We start from the raw sequence: 1,762 nt of genomic DNA on the forward strand, positions 1-1,762 counted from the left end.
CCAGTCGCCGGTCATCCAGAAGGTGTTCTTGCCGCCTTCGACGCGCCGCGACAGGGGACGGCTGTGGGCGCCGGTGATCAGCAGATCGCTGGACCTCAGGATCATCGCGCCGCCGCTGGCGGTGGCTGCGAGGCTCGCCTGCAGGTCTTCGAGCGTCACAAGTCCGCCGCCGCCGCCGCCACCGCCGCCGCCGCCACCGCCGCCACCGCCGCCACCGCCACCGCCGCCACCGCCGCCACCGCCGCCGCCGCCACCGCCGCCGCCGCCACCGCCGCCGTTCTTCGGGACGCGCGCGATGAAGGCATGACCATTCGCCAGTTCGCCGACGACGACGCTGCCGTCGCTGTTGGTGCCGTTGGCGGTGGATGTCCGCAGGTCGGCCGCGACGTCGATGCCGGAGCCGATGAGCCAGTCCTCGACGCTCTGCATCCCGCCGGCCTCGGTCCAGCGAAAGGCTCGATAGGGCCACGTTTCATCACCGGCCGGACCATCGAGCGCGCTACCGACCACCACCGCGCCGTCGGCGGATACACCGTAAGCCCAGGACCGATCGCCGCCGTCGAGAACTCCCAAGCTTACCATGCCGCCGCCCTCGGTCCAGCGGAAGGCGCGCATGAAATTGCCCGATGCACCGTCGGTCGCCGAGCCGACCACCACCGAGCCGTCGAAGGATACGCCAGTCGCTATCGAATCGCCGCCGCCGTCGTTGATCGTGCCGAGGCTCACCATGCCGCCACCCTCGGTCCAGCGGAAGGCGCGAGTGATACTCTTACCCAATGCACCGTCGACCGCCCGGCCGACCACCACCGCACCGTCGCCGGACACACCTAGCGCCGTCGACCAGCCGCCGTCGTTGAGCGTGCCGAGGCCCATCATGCCGCCACCTTCGGTCCAGCGGAAGGCAACCAGACCGCCCAAAAGCCCATCGAACGCATCGCCGACCACCACCGAGCCGTCGGCGGATACGCCGTTAGCCGTCGAATAGTCGCCGTCCTTGAGCGTGCCGAGGCTCACCATGCCGTCCGCCTCGGTCCAGCGGAAGGCACGACTGGCACTTCCACTGAGGTTGACGGGAGCTCTGCCGACCACCACCGAGCCGTCGGCGGACACACCATTGGCTTCCGACCAGTCGCCGCCGTCGAGCACGCCTAGGTCCTGCGTGCCGCCCGCCGCGGTCCAGCGGAAGGCGTGATATTTGTTGGAGGCGTTCTGCACACCCCCAACCACCACGGCGCCATCGGCGGATACACCATGGACCCTTGACCAGAGGCCGCCGAGGTCTCCGAGGTCGGTGATGCCCGTATCCTGTGCCCGTGCCGCCTGCGGCAGTGCCAGCACCGCCGTCAGGGCCAGCCACATGGCCGCCGCCTCGGGGCGGGCAAGAAGGGGGCGCAGGCAGGTGCTGCTGTTCATTGCGAGTTTCGTCTTGCGGCTCACGTCATTCGTCTCCAGTCCAAGAATTTCCAAAGAATTGACGCCGGCCTCGATCCGGAGGCCGGCGGTTCAGGCGCATGCCGCGACCGTATCCTGTCTCGCCCGGCGCCTGTCCGCTACGCGTCGTCGTGATGAACTGTTGGCTGATTGCCCTTCCGATGACTATGGGTCACTTCACCCTCCCCCACGCACGCGCAGGGGAGGGAAACGTGGCCCGGATCAGAAGGTCTGTTGCCACCTGACCTCCAGCCAGTGGCTGGCAGTATCGCCCTGGGTGGTGGTGTTGAGCATCAGCGATGCGGTGCCGTCGGCGATGTGGCCTTCGATG

Annotated in this window: 1 pseudogene; it reads right to left on the minus strand. The window is 68.6% G+C overall.

Annotated elements, in window-relative coordinates:
* Positions 1-1,437 (minus strand): annotated as a pseudogene (locus tag DFR48_RS22130) (hypothetical protein); the annotation flags it as partial.
* Positions 1,438-1,762 lie beyond the last annotated feature (325 nt).

Source organism: Ciceribacter lividus, from assembly GCF_003337715.1.
Taxonomy (GTDB): Bacteria; Pseudomonadota; Alphaproteobacteria; order Rhizobiales; family Rhizobiaceae; genus Allorhizobium; species Allorhizobium lividum.